Source organism: Lysinibacillus sp. JNUCC 51 (assembly GCF_015999525.1).
Classification (GTDB): domain Bacteria; phylum Bacillota; class Bacilli; order Bacillales_A; family Planococcaceae; genus Lysinibacillus; species Lysinibacillus xylanilyticus.
Genome location: NZ_CP065545.1, coordinates 3,841,439 through 3,857,575 on the forward strand (window position 1 = coordinate 3,841,439; position 16,137 = coordinate 3,857,575).

Consider the following 16,137-nt stretch of genomic DNA (forward strand, 5'->3'; position numbering starts at 1 on the left):
ACTCTTGTCGAACTGTGCTATAATGAGATTTGTCAATTAGAACGTGAGAGGTGTTATTCATGCATACCATTGTAGTAGGCTTGAATTATAAAACAGCGCCTGTTGAAATTCGTGAAAAGTTATCATTCATAGAGAGTGAACTACCACAGGCAATGGAAGCGCTACAACAGCAAAAAAGTATATTAGAAAATGTTATTGTTTCAACATGTAACCGTACAGAAATATATGCAGTAGTTGATCAATTGCATACTGGACGTCATTTTGTGAAACAATTTTTAGCAAATTGGTTCGACCTGCCTGTGGAGACATTTTCTTCGTATTTAACAATTCGTGAAGAAGATGAGGCAATCGAACATTTATTCAAAGTAACAGCAGGAATTGATTCGATGGTACTTGGCGAAACTCAAATTTTAGGACAAGTACGAAAAAGCTTTTTAAATGGACAAGAGATTGGAACAACAGGAACGGTATACAATCAGCTATTTAAACAAGCGGTGACATTTGCGAAGCGTGCACATAATGAAACGGCTATCGGTGAGAACGCAGTATCCGTCTCTTATGCAGCAGTTGAATTAGCGAAGAAAATATTCGGATCTTTACAACGTAAACATGTAGCAATATTAGGTGCAGGAAAAATGGGAGAACTTGCCATTGAGAACCTTTACGGTAGCGGTGTAGGAAAAGTAACCGTAATTAATCGTACGTTCGAAAAAGCAGAAAGTTTAGCAGTTAAATTTGACGGTGAAGCAAAATCTATGAAGGAACTTCAATGTTCGTTATTAGAAGCGGATATTTTAATTACGTCTACAGGTGCAACAGATTATGTTATTGACTATGAATTGATGCAATTTGTTGAACGTTTGCGTAAAGGCAAACCATTATTTATGGTAGATATTGCAGTACCACGTGATATTGATCCGAGGGTTGGAGATTTACCAAATGTTTTCTTATATGATATAGATGATTTACAAGGCATCGTCGAAGCAAACTTAGCTGAACGTGAACGTGCTGCAGCTGATATTTCTACAATGATTGGCAAAGAGGTTGTGCAATTTAAAGATTGGGTTGCGACTCTTGGCGTTGTCCCTGTCATTTCGGCTTTACGTAAAAAAGCGAATCATATTCAAGAAGAGACAATGATTAGTATAGAAAATAAAATGCCGGATTTAACGGATCGAGAACGTAAAATTTTAAGTAAGCATACAAAGTCTATTATTAATCAATTGTTAAAAGAACCAATTTTACAAGCTAAGGAAATGGCAAATTCACCAAAAGCAAATGAACAGTTACGTTTATTCCAACAAATTTTCGGTATTGAGGATGCTGTGGAAGCTGAAGTTACTGCGATGACAGAACAAGAGCTTGAACGCAAAGAGCGCTTACAGTCGTCGCAATCTTCCACTGAACCAAAGTATTCTTTCTAACTTCTTTCAGCAGATCTCTTTTGTAGCGAAAGCAAAGCGTCAGCTACAGAAGTCTCCCACCTCTATAGGTGGTAAGGTGTATGCAGGTTAAAGTTACTTTTTAGCGGGTGTACAAACATCCGCTGACATAGAGGAACTCAGTCTAAAAACGCCACGTCCTGTGGCAATTTATCTGTGCGAAAGCGCAGCGACAGCAATAGGTTTTCTTTCTGTGCGAGAGCAACAACACACGACTGAGTTACCAACATCTTGCTGCTGACGTTACGTTAGCACTACGCTTTTGCGCAAAAAATATTTGTTGGCCCAAAGCCTCCGGCGGATGTCACAGAATCGGAAAGGAGTTCTTTGTGCTTGCACAAAGCCGATTCAGGACGCAATTATGCCAAGGTATAATTGATAGATGTCTATGTGTTCGCGGTGCAACTTTAGAAAAGTTGTCCTTCGAGCTTTTTCCTGCGAACGAGATTTTCTACTGATATTAAATGAGGCGTTTTCGTATCTGTATGGTAAACTAAGGATGCGAAAACGTTTTTTTTCTAGGCTAAAGTACACTGCTTTAGCACTTTCAAAATAAAGAAGGGATGTCTATTGGCTGATTTGACAATGACAAGGCTCTATGAAGTAATGATCGTCTTGTATGCGATCAGTCTAGTATTTTACTTTACTGATTACTTTTATAAGCAAATACGTGCAAGGCGAATTGCTTTTTGGCTTGTTTCATTCGTATGGGTAATTCAAAGTGCCATAATATTATTAACTTTTGTGGAAACGAAGCGTTTTCCGATTTTATCCTTATCAGAAGGGATTCTCTTTTATTCCTGGCTGCTCGTGACACTATCTATTATTTTGCACTGTATTGCACGAGTTGATCTACCGGTATTTATTATTAATATACTAGGATTTTTATTTGCCAGTATTTTTACTTTTATGCCCAAACGCTCAACAGGAGTAGTTAGCGATACTTTAATTTCGGAATTGCTGTTTATTCATATATCATTTGCAATTTTATCGTACGCAGTGTTTTCGTTAACATTTGTTTTTGCGATATTGTATTTAGTGTTATATCGTTTGCTTAAAAAGAAAAAATGGTCACATTTATGGACAAGGTTGCCATCACTACAGCAGACGAGTAATTGGATGAATGTTTCATTTTTCATTGCTATTCCAGTGCTATTTGTAAGTTTAGTTTTAGGGTTTGAATGGGCACTACTAACGCTAGAGAGTTTTTCATTTTTTGATGCGAAGATTATTGGGTCCTTTATTATTTTAATTTTGTATTGCTTTATATTGTATGTGAATCGTAAAGGTAAACTGACAGGGACAACTTATGCGTGGGTACATATATATGCTTATCTATTAGTTGTTGTTAACTTCTTTTTAGGAAGCAGTTTATCACGATTCCATTTATGGTATTAGAAGAGAGGTTGAAGACTGTTGAGAAAAATTATTGTAGGTTCTAGAAGAAGTAAGCTAGCTTTAACACAAACAAATTGGTTTATCAATGAGTTAAAAGCTGCTGGTGTACCATTTGAATTTGAAGTGAAAGAAATTGTCACGAAAGGTGATCAAATTTTAGATGTGCAGCTATCTAAGGTCGGTGGTAAAGGGCTTTTCGTAAAAGAGATTGAACAAGCACTTTACGACAAAGAAATTGACTTTGCAGTTCATTCTATGAAGGATATGCCTGCAGTATTGCCAGAAGGATTAGTAATTGGCTGTATCCCACCACGTGAAGATGCACGTGATGCATTTATTTCAAAAGGACATGTGAAATTTGCCGATCTTCCAGCAGGAGCAGTTGTTGGGACAAGTTCTCTTCGTCGCAGTGCTCAACTTTTAACAGTCCGTCCAGATATAGAAATTAAATGGATTCGAGGAAATGTAGATACACGCTTAGCTAAACTTGAAACTGATGAATACGATGCTATTATTTTAGCGGCAGCTGGACTTAAACGCCTAGGCTGGAGCGATGAAGTAGTTACTGAGTTTTTACCTGTTGAGGATTGTCTACCAGCAGTAGCACAGGGCTCTCTAGGTATTGAATGCCGTGGAGACGATACGGAGCTATTAACGGAATTAGGCAAGTTAACAGATAACATTACTTGGCAAGAAGCACATGCAGAGCGTGCTTTCCTAGCGGCTATGGATGGTGGCTGTCAAGTGCCTATCGCAGGATACGCAAAGTCTAATGGGGAAGAAATTACATTAACTGGCCTTGTTGCTGCACCAGACGCTTCAGTTGTTTATAAGGAAACTGTTGTAGGTACTGATGCAGAAGCAGTTGGAAAAGAGCTTGCTGAGATTTTAACGAAGCAAGGTGCCTTTGAATTAATTCAACGAGTAAAGGCAGAGCAAGATGCAAAGTAATTTACCTTTAGAAGGTAAAACTATTATTTTGACAGGTACATCTAAGACGACAACAATAATAGATGACATTACAGCTTTAGGTGGTCAAGCAGTAATTGCCCCATTGATTGAAACTTGCGAGCTGATCAATAGAAACGACGATGTGCAATTAGAGTCTGCGCGTCAATTTGAATGGCTCATTTTTACGAGTCAAAATGCTGTAGAAGCTTTTGCTAGCAAGATGCGCCGAATTAATGTAAATGCAGCGTATTTTCCAGGAAAAATTGCTTCTATTGGTACTAAAACTACTACAGCTCTTGAACAGCTAGGATTCCATGTGAGCTTTATGCCTTCTATATTTAGTGCAGATGTATTTGTTCAAGAATTTCCTAGTGTAGCAGGTAGCAATCCTACGTGTCTATTTATTCGTGGAGAAAAAGCGAAAAAGACATTAAAGGAAGGGCTGCCCTTTAAATTGAAGGAATGGACAGTTTATGAAACGATTGAGCGACACGACCAAAAACAATTAATATTAGAATGTATCCGTGCGAATAGTGATGTCACAGTGATTTTTGCTAGCCCTTCCGCTGTTGATGTCTACGCCAAGGAGGTAGCTTCGGTAATTGGTTGGGAGGCAGTACGTGTAGCAGTAATCGGTCATATTACAGAAGCAGCTATTTTGAATCACGGTGCTATTGTGGATGTTATGCCGAGCGTATATACAATGCAAGCAGTCATCGAGGAAATAACGAAAGTAGGAGAAAGAAAATGACAAAATTACAATTTCAAAGACATCGTCGTTTGCGTGCAAATGCTGCAATACGATCTATGGTAAAAGAAACATACTTACACAAAGAAGACTTAATTTATCCAATTTTCGTTATTGAAGGCGAAAATATTAAAAACGAAGTATCTTCTATGCCGGGAGTTTTTCAATTTTCATTAGATAAACTTGAAGCTGAGATTGATGAAGTTGTTGCTTTAGGTATTCCTGCGGTTATTTTATTTGGCTTACCTGCAGAAAAAGATGCAGTCGGAACTGGTGCATTCCATGATCATGGTATTGTGCAAGAAGCAACACGACTTATTAAAGCTCGTTACCCAGAGCTTTTAGTTATTGCAGATACATGCTTATGTGAATTTACAGATCATGGTCATTGTGGCTTAATTGAAGGTGATCAAATTCTAAATGATTCTTCATTAGATGTTTTAGCACGTACAGCAGTATCACAAGCAAAAGCTGGTGCGGATATCATCGCTCCTTCCAATATGATGGACGGTTTTGTGGCAGCGATTCGTGCAGGTCTAGATGAAGCTGGCTTTGAAAATGTTCCGATTATGTCATATGCCGTAAAATATGCATCTAGCTACTATGGCCCATTCCGAGAAGCAGCTGATGGTGCGCCTCAATTTGGTGATCGTAAATCATACCAAATGGATCCATCGAATCGTATGGAGGCATTCCGAGAAGCAGAGTCGGATATTGCAGAAGGTGCAGATTTCTTAATCGTTAAGCCAGCTCTAAGTTATTTAGATATTATTCGTGATGTGAAAAATAACTATACATTACCGATTGTTGCATACAACGTTTCTGGTGAATATGCAATGATTAAAGCAGCGGCAATTAATGGCTGGATTGAAGAGAAAAAAGTAGTGCTTGAAACGTTACTTAGCATGAAACGTGCAGGCTCAGATTTAATCATTACGTATCATGCTAAAGATGTTGTACGTTGGTTGGAGGAGAAATAAATGACGCGTTCTTACGAAAAATCAAAACAAGCTTATGCTGAAGCAATTAACTTAATGCCAGGTGGTGTTAGTAGCCCAGTACGTGCATTCAAATCCGTAAATATGGATCCAATCTTCATGGAATCTGGTCACGGTGCTATTATTAAAGACATTGATGGCAATGAATATATTGATTATGTATTATCATGGGGACCTCTTATTTTAGGACATACACATCCTGAAGTTGTACAAGCGATTGCAGAAACAGCAGCGAAAGGCTCTTCGTTTGGAGCACCGAGCTATACAGAAAATCGATTAGCTAAATTAGTGTTAGATCGACTACCTGGTATGGAAATGATTCGCTTCGTGTCTTCTGGGACAGAAGCTACAATGTCTGCTTTACGCGTAGCTCGTGGCGTTACAGGACGTGATAAAATTTTAAAATTTGAGGGTTCTTATCATGGTCACGGAGATTCCTTACTTATTAAAGCAGGCTCAGGGGTAGCTACATTAGGCTTACCTGACAGTCCTGGTGTCCCAGCAGATATTGCACGTAATACTTTAACAGTAGCGTATAATGATTTAGAAGGGGCAAAACTAGTTTTCGAAAAGTTTGGTTCAGAGCTTGCAGCAGTAATTGTTGAACCAGTCGCAGGAAATATGGGCGTTGTACCTCCACTACCAGGCTTCCTAGAAGGCTTACGTGAATTAACAAAGGAACATGGAACATTATTGATTTTTGATGAAGTTATGACAGGCTTCCGTGTTGACTATGGCTGTGCACAAGGTTATTTTGATGTAACACCAGATATGACAACATTAGGAAAAGTAATTGGCGGAGGACTTCCTGTCGGTGCATTTGCAGGGAAAAAAGAAATTATGGAGCAAGTAGCACCAGCTGGTCCAATCTATCAAGCTGGAACATTGTCAGGGAATCCATTAGCAATGACAGCAGGCTATGAAACATTATCTCGCCTTGATAATAGCTCTTATGAATACTTCAAAAAGCTAGGAGATCAATTAGAGGCCGGCTTCCGTGAAGCAGCAACTAAATACAATATTCCACATACTGTAAATCGTGCTGGTTCAATGATAGGTTTCTTCTTTACGAATGCAGATGTTATTGATTTTGCTTCAGCAAAAACATCTGATTTACAATTATTCGCTGAATACTTCCGTCTAATGGCAGAGGAAGGTATCTTCTTACCGCCATCTCAATTTGAAGGTTTATTTATTTCTACAGCACATACGGAGGAGCATATCGCAAAAACAGTTGATGCCTTCCATAAAGTATTTGCACAATTAGCAAGATAATAGGTTGAGCGTGTATATGTTCTTTTATGAAGTAGTGTAATTCTCAATCAAAGTAACTAATTAAAATAACCACTTCTTATCAGTTCTAAAAATTTGATAGGAGGTGGTTTTTTGTATGCTTTTAAAATTTACATATGAGGACTTTATTGTAGCTAGACGAATCAATAACACATCTAAGGTAAACGTGCAAAATTATAGGTGTTCACTATATCTATTTATTGGATATTACCTTGAAAAGGGTGTTATTAAGGATGGTGAGGACGTAACTCATGAGATTCGCTTGATTATTAGCCATGTGTGAGCTAAAAGGGTGGTTAAGGGAAGCATAACAAAAGGACCTACATAAATGAAGATTAATCTTAAACGCAAGTCTTATTTTTATTGAAGGTAAAGTCCTTATTTGTTGAACAAGATGGTATTTATATTTATCATTTTTGAATTAAATTCAGTACGTTGGTTATATAAATTTTATCTTTGTCTAAGTCAAGGAATTCATCCTTCTCACAACTAATATTGGGATAATAGCCAAGTGTTAATATTACATTTTCGTTTTCTTTAAATATAATTATATGATCAGGCAAGGCAATATTCATGCTTTCGGTATTTTCTCGTTCTGCTTTTTTAAGCGAATTAATAATTCGCTTTATTTCTTCTTTCGATTTAATGACTGAAATAACTTCACCTTCTTGCACTCTGTATTCTTCAGAACTTGGTGAAGCACTTGCAAATTTCAAAATCTCAATACTTGTAATTGTAGTATCATTTTCAAAAATACTGTTTGAACATCCTCCTAAGAATAAAACCAACAGGGATAGTAATAGCAAATTATTTTTTTTAATAACAAATCTCTCCCTACTAAAATATTATTCATTTATCTCAATTTTTTCGGCATTTGTTTTTTGAAGATAACTATTCTCTAGTGCGTTTGTTCAAACAGAAACATTTTGTCCTACTTTTAAGGATTCAATTTCATCTGTTGAAAACATATCGCATCTGGCCTTCTATATGCTAATTTTTCAGTTTTGCTTTCTACTAAAAATCTTCCACCTTCTATTTGAACAATTTCGCCTATGATTGTAGGTTTATCTGTTATTTCATCAGTTGACTTTGAAATGTCTTTGTTGAGTTTCTCCTCATTACCACTTTGTAGACAGCCTAATAACCCTATTGAAAAAAATATTGAAGATAAAATTAAGCTAATTTTTTCAATATCATCACTCCCTTTTATAAATTAGACTGAATTTCGTGGTTTTCGTTTCGAGTTTTATGATAATTTATCCCACTAAACTACAGCTTTACTTTAACGTTGGATTGTCAATGAATGAAAATAATCGATACTACTAAAAAAATTATTAAAATTATAACTTTCAGCATAGCCAAATTGTGGGCGAAATCGTATATAATATAGCTATTCGTAAAAGAAAGTAGTGAATTGATATGGCAACAGGCACACATATGGTCGAAGTACCCGTAGGAATTGAAAATGTATGGGATTTCGTCAGTGATATGGAAAAATGGGCAAAGCTTGTCCCAGGTTATAATGCACATGAAATGATTGATGAAAAACATTCAAATTGGACGTTTAAAGGCAATGTTGGTGTTCTGAAAAAAACAGTACAAGTAGAAATCACTATTTTAGAATGGGTAGCGCCAACAAAAGTAACATTCGAATTAAAAGGACTTTCTGATAATTTTTCAGGAAACGGTTATTTCCTAGCAGAAAGCATTGATGCAGAAAATACAAAAATGACAGGCTTCTTGGAAGTAGTAGCAGGAGGATTAGCTGGTCCTGTTTTAAATCCAATCTTTAAACCGATCATACCAAAAGCAACACAAATGTTAACAGACCGTGTAGCAAATAAAATTAAATTGGTGAATGTATAATAACGCCTCCAGCGGATGTCACGGAATCGGCTTTGTGCAAAAAAGCCGACTCCAGACGCAATTATGCCGTGGCATAATTGATACAAACAGTAATAAGGCATGCTAGATGTTTTCTAGTATGTCTTTTTTAGGCTCATCATCAGTAATTATCTGTACCGGTCTGGCTCTATTCTTGAGCCTTCCATAAGTCGCCTTCCAAAGTGCAACTCAAAATCCAAACGTATTGTTTTTCTGAGTGAAAGCAAAGCGACAGCTACATTATTACGCCAAGACGAAATTGATTATTCATCTTATAGCATACTCACCTTTGGAGATTCATATGATGCAAGGGGAGGGATTATTATCGAACAGAAAACTTGGAATATGAGTGAAACTTTTTGTTTTCCTGGTTATGGCTGCCCTACAGAAATAGCAGCTGTACAAATCAAGCCACGGTGGCAGACGATGCAGTTAGAAGATTCTTTACGATTAAATGGTATTTATCATATCACAGCACATGTTCGCTTTGATTTTCAAGACATGCAAGCTTTCATGGATGATGAAGAATTAGTACGAATTAATGCGTTAGATATTCAAGGGGATACTGGTTATTTTGAGTATGCAGTTCCTTTAAATGTGGATTTACCAAAGGATGCAGCTATTGAAGATTTAATGGTAAAGGATATTCGACCTATATTGACTAATCAGATGTGTCAGCTAGAATGGACAGTTACAAGTATTTTTAATGAGCCAGAGCCAGCATTCGAAAAAGCGCATATTTTAGAAAAGCAGCCAGTCACTGTCAATGCTTCAGCTCAGATAGAGAAAGCGGCTTTTAAAGATACGTCACAGGTAAAACAACCTGCAGTAACTGCAGCTTCGGCACAATATGAAAAGTCTACAGAAGTAATGGATTCAATACGAGAAGAAAAATCCGCAGTTGTAACAACATCAATACAAGAGGAAAAATCAAAGAATGTAACATTTGCAGCACAAAAGGAAAAGTCTGAAGCAATAGTAGCTTCAGACAAAAAAGAAAAGCTTGCACAAGCTGAGCAAAAAACAATGTTGAGGGAATCCTCGAGTCATATTGTAGTCCGTGAATCCAGCTCTTGGGGGGAAGCTCCATCTATGATCTGGGATTTAACGGAAGACTATACACCGCTAAAGGTTCGTGTTTCAAATGACTTCTTTCAAAAGTAAATAGCATAGAAGTAGCAGGAGCAATAAAATAATGAAATCTCCAGATGTTGGAATGATGATGACACGTACAAACTGAAAAACACAAATTGGTACAATTATCGTTTTGCAATAAAAACGAAATTGTCGTAGCCATGGTGGTAAATGCCAAGGATTATACTTGCGTCGACGCATTTGAATTTTCACTTCCTTTTCTAGTAGTGCTTCCTAAAAAATGACTAAATCACTTGAAAAATTCCACGATTTTGCGGTACAATGTGAAAAAGTCGAATATAGATGCTATGACAGGGAAGAGTAAATTATAAGTACATTTTAAGAGAGGAAACGGTAGCTGAGAAGTTTCTATATGTACCTAATTGAATGTAGCCCTCGAGCAGCTTTAGTGAACTAACAGTAGTTAAAGCCGGTTAAACACCGTTACCGAATTGAGAGCCAGTAGTAAAAGGCTTAAGCAAGATGTACATTTTTTCTGATGAAATGTGTGACAGCTTAACTCGCCTCTGCTGGAATTAAAGGTGGTACCGCGAACTTAAACTCCTTCGTCCTTTTAGACGTTTGGAGTTTTTTTTATTTTCATTAATCTTCTGCTACATGTGCCTCTACCTGAGACATAAAAACAGAATGATTGGTACTATCTCACACCGGTAAAATTATTAAGTCAACAGGAGGAGTCAAAATGACAGAAAACATTTCAATGCCTACAAAATATGATCCGCAGTCCATTGAAGCGGGTCGTTATGAATGGTGGTTACAAGGGAAATTTTTTGAGGCGCAGCCTACAAGTGAAAAGGAGCCTTATTCTATCGTTATTCCACCACCGAATGTAACAGGTAAATTGCATCTTGGTCATGCATGGGATACAACATTACAAGATATTTTAATTCGTATGAAGCGCATGCAAGGTTATGATGCACTTTGGTTACCAGGAATGGACCATGCAGGTATTGCAACACAGGCAAAAGTAGAGGCCAAACTACGAGAAGATAATATTACACGTTATGATTTAGGTCGTGAAAAATTCCTCGAAAAAACATGGGAATGGAAAGAAGAGTATGCTGGGCATATTCGCGATCAATGGGCGAAACTTGGTCTTGCATTGGATTATTCTCGTGAGCGTTTCACACTTGATGAAGGTCTTTCCGATGCAGTTAAAACTGTTTTCGTTCAATTATATGAAAAAGGCTTAATCTATCGTGGCGAACGCATTATTAACTGGGACCCTGCTGCAAAAACAGCATTATCAGATATTGAAGTTATCTATAAAGATGTTCAAGGTGCATTCTATCATATGAAATACCCATTGGCTGATGGCTCAGGATATGTAGAAGTAGCAACTACACGTCCTGAAACAATGCTAGGTGACTCTGGGGTAGCCGTGCACCCGAAAGATGAGCGTTATCAAGACTTAATTGGTAAAACAGTTATTTTACCAATCGTAGGTCGTGAAATTCCAATCGTAGCAGATGACTACGTAGATATGGAATTTGGTACTGGGGTTGTTAAAATGACACCAGCACACGATCCTAATGACTTTGAGGTTGGTAACCGCCATAATCTAGAACGCATTCTTGTAATGCATGAAGATGGTACAATGAACGAGCTTGCTGGCAAGTATAACGGTATGGATCGCTTTGAATGCCGTAAGCAAATCGTAGCAGATTTACAGGAAGCGGGCGTGCTTATCCGTATTGAAGAGCATACACATTCAGTAGGTCACTCTGAACGTTCGGGTGCTGTTGTAGAGCCATATCTTTCAGCACAATGGTTCGTAAAAATGCAACCACTTGCTGATGCTTCACTTGCTCTTCAAAAAGATGAAGAAGGCCAAGTAAACTTCGTACCATCTCGTTTTGAAAACACATATTCTCGCTGGATGGAAAACATTCGTGACTGGTGTATCTCACGTCAGTTATGGTGGGGTCATCAAATCCCAGCTTGGTATCACAATGAAACAGGTGAAATTTACGTAGGAAAAGAAGCACCAGCAGATGTAGAAAACTGGACACAAGATGAAGACGTATTAGATACATGGTTCTCATCAGCACTATGGCCATTTTCTACAATGGGTTGGCCAGATGAGACAAATGAAGAATATAAACGTTACTATCCAACAAGCACACTTGTAACTGGTTATGATATTATTTTCTTCTGGGTTTCTCGAATGATTTTCCAAGGTCTTGAATTTACAGGTCAGCGCCCATTCAAAGATGTGTTAATTCACGGTTTAGTACGTGATGGTGAAGGACGTAAGATGAGTAAATCACTTGGCAATGGTGTAGACCCTATGGACGTTATTGATCAATATGGTGCCGATTCATTACGTTACTTCTTAGCTACTGGATCATCACCTGGTCAAGATTTACGCTATACAACTGAAAAAGTAGAAGCAGTTTGGAACTTTTCTAATAAAATTTGGAATGCCTCTCGTTTTGCTTTAATGAACATGGAAGGTATGACATATGATGAAATCGACTTAACTGGTGAAAAATCAGTTGCCGATAAATGGATCCTTACTCGCTTAAATGAAACAATTGAACGTGTAACATCTCTTGCTGAGCGCTACGAATTTGGTGAAGTTGGCCGCGAGCTTTATAACTTCATTTGGGATGATTTCTGTTCTTGGTATATTGAAATGGCGAAATTACCGTTATACGGTGATGACGAAGCAGCTAAGAAAACAACTCGTTCTATTTTAGCTTATGTTTTAGATCAAACTATGCGTCTATTACATCCATTCATGCCATTCATTACGGAAGAAATCTGGCAGCACTTACCTCATGAAGGTGAATCAATCACAGTGGCAGCATGGCCAACTGTACGTGCGGATCTTCATTTTGCAGAGGAAGCAGACAATATGAAGCTCCTAATGGATATTATACGTTCAGTACGTAATATTCGTGCGGAAGTTAATACACCAATGAGCAAAAAAGTGCCGTTATATATTTCAGCTAAGGATGCTACAACGGTTACAGTACTTGAAGCCAATAAAGCGTACTTAGAAAAATTCTGTAATCCAGAATCACTAACAATTGGAGAAGGCTTAGAGGCTCCTGGTCAGTCAATGACAGCAGTAGTAACTGGAGCTGAGCTATTCTTACCGCTTGTTGGACTTATTAATCTAGAAGAAGAAATTGTTCGTCTTGAAAAAGAATTAGAAAAATGGGCAAAAGAAGTGAAGCTTGTAACTGGTAAATTATCGAATGAGAAATTCGTGTCTAAAGCGCCGGAAGCATTAGTTAATGCGGAGCGTGAAAAATTAGCCGATTACGAAAGTAAACATGCGGTTGTATTAAAACGTTTAGAAGAACTAAAAAATATGTAAGATTACAGACAGCGGATGGCGATATAGTCATCCGCTGTTTTTTAATGATTGTATATGCAACAAAAAATATGTGTTACATTTGGTGAAATACGGTAATCAGATAAGCGCTATCAGGTGCACAACAACTCCATTAGTATGAAATTAATATTCAATACACGGATTCTCACTTTATATGTGTTTCTCTGTGTGTTTTTTTAGCTTTCATTCAAAGTACAAGAGTTTTTTTCGAAATGTATGTGTATTGGGCGCTACTTGTACTAAAATAGAGATATTGTAGTTAAGAGGGAGTGTTTCTTTTGTTTAAAACGATGAAAGAATGTACAGAATTTATTTTTACGTTAAAGGCAGTTGATCATAAACGTGCACCACTCGTATTGATGCGAGAGGTACTGGCACTTCTTAATAACCCGCAGGATAGGCTGCGCGCTATCCATTTAGCAGGCTCAAATGGAAAAGGATCAACAGTTAATGCGCTAAGAGAAATGTTACAACATGCTGGCTATAAAGTAGGCGCCTTTACTTCGCCTCACTTAGAGCGTGTTAATGAACGTATGACTATTAATGGAAATCAGATTTCTGATGCACAATTTTTATACTATATGAACAAAGTTGCTGAGATTATTGAGACACATTATGAAGGTGACTTTCCAAGCTTCTTTGAAGTTGTGACACTTATTATGTTCCAATATTTTGCGGATGAAGAAGTGGATGTTGCACTGATAGAAACGGGACTTGGTGGACGTTTAGACGCTACGAATGTCATTACGCCCCTAATTTCAATTATTACAACGATTTCATTAGAACATACTGCGTTTTTAGGAGATACATTAGCAAAGGTAGCGTTTGAGAAGGCGGGAATTATTAAAGAAAATGTACCTGTTGTAGTGGGTGTTAAAAGTGAAGAGGCACTTACTGTTATCGAGGAGATAGCAAATGAGCGTCATGCCCCATGTCTTATTTTAGGGAAAGAGTTTACGGTTGGAAACGTTGAACAAGGCACTAATACGCAATACTTTAATTACCGAAAAGCAAAAGCGGAGATGATAACTGTCCCGTTAAAGATGGCCGGGCCACATCAAATAAATAATGCAAGCCTTGCGATCACGGCGATTCTTACGTTAAGAGAGAATGGAGCCATTGATATTTCAGATGAATCAATCCGTCAAGCTTTGGCAAAAGCTCAGTGGGCAGGCCGATTTGAACAATTACCTAATAATATTATATTAGATGGAGCACATAATTCGGAAGGAACTGCTGCTTTAATTCAAACACTAAAAACGGTCTACCCACACCAAAACTATCGATTTATATATGCGGCATTATCCGATAAAGATCATGCGAAAAGTATTGCTTTAATGGATAGTATTGCTACATCAATTGCATTTACACAAATTGAGCTACCGAATGCAATGCCCGCTGATCAATTAGCTGCATTATCTACAAATACAAATAAAGAGCATAATGCGAATTGGCGTGAAATGGTTCAAACGATGCTACATAAAAGAAATGATAAGGATGTTATCGTCATAACAGGTTCATTGTATTTTATTGCTGAAATACAACAATGGCTACAGGGGGAACAACGATGATTCCTAAATTGAATAGCTACAAAGAAAAGTGGAATGTTCAAAGTGATGATGTTATTAAACCTGGTCTAACTGCGATTGAAGAGGCATTGGCACGAGTAGGTAATCCAGAAAACAAATTGCAAGTCGTGCATTTAGCAGGGACTAACGGTAAAGGCTCGACACTTACATTTCTAGAATCAATCGCAAATGAACATGGTTTACGTGTTGGTAAATTTATGTCTCCTTGTATTTTGGATGTGCATGACCAAATTCAAGTAGAGGGTCAAGCTATTACAGAAGCGGAAATGAATCATGTATTCCAACAAATGCAGGCGGCCGGGCTAAGTGGGAAACTAACAGATTTCGAACTTTTAACGGTTGCAGTATTTTTACATTTTGTTGCTAGTGATGTAGATATTGCCCTTATTGAAGCAGGTATGGGGGGCCTACTTGATAGTACAAATGTGGTTACACCAATTGTGTCAATCATACCGAGTATCGCATTAGAGCATACGAATTTTTTAGGAAATACGATTGAAAGTATTGCCCATCATAAAGCAGGAATTATTAAGCCGTATCGTCCAGTTATAATCGGGGATCTACCATTGGAAGCGAAGAATATTGTCTATCAGGAAGCTCAAAAAAAACATTCATCAGTTCTTGAATTAAATCATCATTTTTATATAGAACAAGAGAAAGATGGAGAGAGCTATATGCATAAAGACAATAGCTTCCATATAACAAAGCTTACTCGCACAATGAAGGGAGCACATCAGGGGAATAATATGGCATTAGCTATTACAGCCTTTTTTGAAGTGGCAACAGCATTAGAGTTACAACTTAGTAAAGAAGCTATACAAAAAGCTGTGAAAAACGCAACTATTTTAGGACGTTTTGAAGAAATTATGCCTTATATTTTTTTAGACGGTGCGCATAATCCAGCGAGTGCTGAAAAATTAATAGAAACTATTAAGCAGGAGTTTCCTGGTGAGCAGATTACTTTTGTAATTGGTATTCTTGCTGATAAGGCTGTGACAGAGATTTTGCAGCAATTCGAGCAGGTAAGTGATTATTTTTATTTTGTTGATTTCAAAAATCCCCGTGCGATGGCTGCTCACAACATGCTTGAGCTGTCGAACGCCTCTCATAAAGTAGTTTTAGAAGATTATGTGCAATTTTTAAAACTACAGTTAGAAAACAAATCGAGAACGATTGTATCGGGTTCGTTGTATTTATTAACGGAAGTACGTAGTAGATTAAAAAATATATAATATCTAGTTGAGCGAACAATATTTTTACAGTAAAGAATCAGGTACTCATTATAAAATGAGTCCTGATTTTTTCAGCTAAGTGTTTTATGTAACGTAAGTGA

Annotated in this window: 14 protein-coding genes and 1 other annotated feature; of the genes, 12 read left to right on the forward strand and 2 right to left on the reverse strand. The window is 37.4% G+C overall.

From position 1 onward, the window contains the following. Positions 1-59: 59 nt before the first annotated feature. The 7 genes from hemA (at position 60) to JNUCC51_RS18535 (ending at position 7,113) form a co-directional block, all read left to right on the forward strand. Positions 60-1,424, forward strand: coding sequence for a glutamyl-tRNA reductase (gene hemA / locus JNUCC51_RS18505; RefSeq protein ID WP_337989208.1), 1,365 nt, complete (start codon positions 60-62; stop codon positions 1,422-1,424). Between the two features lie 588 nt (positions 1,425-2,012). Then, complete coding sequence (ccsA, locus tag JNUCC51_RS18510) at positions 2,013-2,840, forward strand: cytochrome c biogenesis protein CcsA (RefSeq protein WP_337989209.1); 828 nt, start codon at positions 2,013-2,015, stop codon at positions 2,838-2,840. An 18-nt stretch (positions 2,841-2,858) separates the two neighbouring features. Next, complete coding sequence (hemC, locus tag JNUCC51_RS18515) at positions 2,859-3,791, forward strand: hydroxymethylbilane synthase (protein WP_049667642.1); 933 nt, start codon at positions 2,859-2,861, stop codon at positions 3,789-3,791. Then, entirely contained in the window at positions 3,781-4,542 is a 762-nt protein-coding gene (locus JNUCC51_RS18520) for a uroporphyrinogen-III synthase (protein ID WP_337989210.1), read from the forward strand. The genes hemC and JNUCC51_RS18520 overlap by 11 nt, the downstream gene beginning before the upstream one ends. Next, a complete protein-coding gene (hemB, locus tag JNUCC51_RS18525; protein ID WP_068983782.1) occupies positions 4,539-5,519 on the forward strand; it encodes a porphobilinogen synthase in 981 nt (326 codons plus the stop codon). Before JNUCC51_RS18520 ends, hemB begins: the two co-directional genes overlap by 4 nt. After that, complete coding sequence (hemL, locus tag JNUCC51_RS18530) at positions 5,520-6,812, forward strand: glutamate-1-semialdehyde 2,1-aminomutase (RefSeq protein ID WP_337989211.1); 1,293 nt, start codon at positions 5,520-5,522, stop codon at positions 6,810-6,812. Between the two features lie 115 nt (positions 6,813-6,927). Further along, positions 6,928-7,113 (forward strand): hypothetical protein, encoded by a 186-nt coding sequence (locus JNUCC51_RS18535; protein WP_337989212.1) that lies wholly within the window; start codon positions 6,928-6,930, stop codon positions 7,111-7,113. Positions 7,114-7,240: 127 nt separating this feature from the next. On the opposite strand, the gene JNUCC51_RS18540 is transcribed toward JNUCC51_RS18535, so the two are convergent. After that, a complete protein-coding gene (locus JNUCC51_RS18540; RefSeq protein ID WP_337989213.1) occupies positions 7,241-7,546 on the reverse strand; it encodes a hypothetical protein in 306 nt (101 codons plus the stop codon). A gap of 703 nt (positions 7,547-8,249) precedes the next feature. On the opposite strand from JNUCC51_RS18540, the gene JNUCC51_RS18545 reads away from it, so the two are divergent. Together JNUCC51_RS18545 and JNUCC51_RS18550 are read left to right on the forward strand one after the other, a co-directional pair. After that, on the forward strand, positions 8,250-8,696 hold the full coding sequence (locus tag JNUCC51_RS18545; protein ID WP_100544236.1) for an SRPBCC family protein: 447 nt from the start codon (positions 8,250-8,252) through the stop codon (positions 8,694-8,696). Positions 8,697-9,059: 363 nt separating this feature from the next. Next, on the forward strand, positions 9,060-9,878 hold the full coding sequence (locus tag JNUCC51_RS18550) for a valyl-tRNA synthetase (protein WP_337989214.1): 819 nt from the start codon (positions 9,060-9,062) through the stop codon (positions 9,876-9,878). Here JNUCC51_RS18550 and JNUCC51_RS18555 read toward each other — a convergent pair. Beyond that, a complete protein-coding gene (locus tag JNUCC51_RS18555; RefSeq protein ID WP_337989215.1) occupies positions 9,855-10,049 on the reverse strand; it encodes a YszA family small membrane protein in 195 nt (64 codons plus the stop codon). The genes JNUCC51_RS18550 and JNUCC51_RS18555 overlap by 24 nt on opposite strands. A gap of 98 nt (positions 10,050-10,147) precedes the next feature. After that, positions 10,148-10,425: a binding site (T-box leader), on the forward strand. Positions 10,426-10,551: 126 nt separating this feature from the next. Between JNUCC51_RS18555 and JNUCC51_RS18560 the strand changes: the two genes are divergently transcribed. The 3 genes from JNUCC51_RS18560 to JNUCC51_RS18570 all read left to right on the forward strand — a co-directional run bounded on the left by JNUCC51_RS18560 (position 10,552) and on the right by JNUCC51_RS18570 (position 16,036). Beyond that, positions 10,552-13,197 (forward strand): valine--tRNA ligase, encoded by a 2,646-nt coding sequence (locus JNUCC51_RS18560; protein ID WP_337989216.1) that lies wholly within the window; start codon positions 10,552-10,554, stop codon positions 13,195-13,197. A 296-nt stretch (positions 13,198-13,493) separates the two neighbouring features. Next, complete coding sequence (locus JNUCC51_RS18565; RefSeq protein WP_443136957.1) at positions 13,494-14,786, forward strand: bifunctional folylpolyglutamate synthase/dihydrofolate synthase; 1,293 nt, start codon at positions 13,494-13,496, stop codon at positions 14,784-14,786. Next, a complete protein-coding gene (locus JNUCC51_RS18570) occupies positions 14,783-16,036 on the forward strand; it encodes a bifunctional folylpolyglutamate synthase/dihydrofolate synthase (protein ID WP_337989218.1) in 1,254 nt (417 codons plus the stop codon). The genes JNUCC51_RS18565 and JNUCC51_RS18570 overlap by 4 nt, the downstream gene beginning before the upstream one ends. Positions 16,037-16,137 lie beyond the last annotated feature (101 nt).